Genomic DNA, 1,804 nt, shown 5'->3' on the forward strand with positions numbered 1-1,804 from the left:
TCGTACGACGAGGTGTTCGACTACACCAAGCGTTTCACCGACGAAACCGATCTGGCCACCATGCTGTTCCCGCTCCCCGCCTGGGGCTTCGAGCGCATCCATCCCGCAGGCATGAGCGTGGACTTCGTGCGCCGCGTCCTCGACGCAATGCCAAGCATCGTCGCCATCAAGGCCGAACAGGGCTACCCTGGCATCCCCGGAGTCATGGAGATGTACCACCACTTCCGCGATGAAGTAGTGATCTCCTGCCCCATCGAGGCCGAAATAATCCCCCTCATGTCGGTCTTGGACGTCCAGTTCTCCGGCACCGCGAACACGAACTGGATGGGCGACTACTACCCCAAGGCCTTCGAGATGGCGCGCACCGGCAAGTGGGAAGAATCCATGAAGCGCTACTGGGAGGTCCAGCCGGCCCGGGCCGCCAATATCGCCGTTTCGTCCACTTCCACCCCCGGCACCAGCTCCATCAACCGCACCCAGTGGAAGTACCAGGAGTGGCTCTCCGGCTTCAACGGCGGCGCCCTGCGCCCGCCGGCAGTCAGGCTTCCCGACCGCTTCATGAAGCAGCTGCGCGCAAGCCTGGAAGCCTCGGGACTGCCCGTCACCGATTCCCCAGACTCCGAGTTTCTGCGCGGACGAATCAGCGCCTAAGCCCTGCGCGGCCTTGTGCCGGCGTTGGAGTGCCCCGTGGGCCACTGAACCGGCTGGCTGGTTCAGTGGTCCACGGGGCTTCTTTGCGTGTGGCAGACGGTGCCGCAGAAGATGCAGCACCCGAAACGAGGTTGGTGCCACGACAGCGACGCGCCGAAGTGGCTACGCAATCGCATGTTTGGGACACGCAAAGGGCCCCTTCCAGGGTTGAGTGTCGATTCGACATCCAACCCGTGGAAGAGGCCCTCAATCCCGAGTCAAGGCCGGGGGTGTGGGAGTGGCCCCCGATAGGAGTTAGGCGCTGGGGTTTGCGAAGAACTTATTGAGGCGATCGGTGGGCAGGTAGTCCTCCGGGGCGCCGGCAAGATCGGTTAGGTCATTGTGGTCCCACGAGGGATCCGCGAGCTTGGCGAGGTTGTCTCGGGAGACGATCACCGAGGGTTCAACGATCTGGTTGATCTTCGGCCCGTCGCCCTTCAGGATGCGCAGCGCCACGTCCGCCACTGCCTCACCGGTGCGCACAGACGGGGTCGTGGTGCCGAAAAACGGGTAGTCCTGCTTTGCCAGCGCCCAGGAGGAGAACCCGCGGCTCGATCCGTCGTCCGCGATCGGCGGCACGTCCATGCCCGATTCCTCAAAGGCGTTGCGGATGCCTACGCCCATCGTTCCGGCCTGGAGAACTGCGTCAACCCCTGCAGGGTTGGTCGCAAGGAACTTCTGGACCTCCGCCTGGGCCGTTGCCGGCTGGAAGAAGCCGGTGACCGACCCGGCTACCTTGATCTCCGGGCAGTTTTTCAGGACGGCAGCGATGCCCAGGTTCGCGAAGGTCGAGACAGGGATACCCGGGATGCCATCGACGCGCAGGACGTTGCCCTTGCCCCCGATTGACCTCAGCGTGCCGGCGGTAACCTGGGCGATCGCGAGCGGGGTGTTCCTCGTCACGCTGACGGCGTACTCGGAATCGATCGGCACCTGAGCGGCAACTAGCGGGATGCCGGCGTCATATGCGGCCTTGGCCAGGCCAACGGAGGGCTCCGGTGCGATGGGCGTGTAGATGATCACGTCCGGCTTGAGCGAGAGCGCCTCATTGAACTGCTGGAGCTGCAGGGGCACATTCGACGGGTCATCCGGGGCGAATTCGCCTACGATCTTG

Annotated in this window: 2 protein-coding genes; one reads left to right on the forward strand and one right to left on the reverse strand. The window is 64.1% G+C overall.

All coding sequences use genetic code 11. From position 1 onward, the window contains the following. A partial coding sequence (locus LQV45_RS29655; RefSeq protein ID WP_230010702.1) for a hypothetical protein occupies window positions 1-651 on the forward strand: 651 nt, incomplete at its 5' end. A gap of 294 nt (window positions 652-945) precedes the next feature. On the opposite strand, the gene LQV45_RS29660 is transcribed toward LQV45_RS29655, so the two are convergent. Continuing rightward, window positions 946-1,804: substrate-binding domain-containing protein (locus LQV45_RS29660; protein WP_230010704.1), on the reverse strand; the 859-nt coding region annotated here is incomplete at its 5' end.

It is taken from the genome of Microbacterium sp. Bi128 (assembly GCF_918698205.1).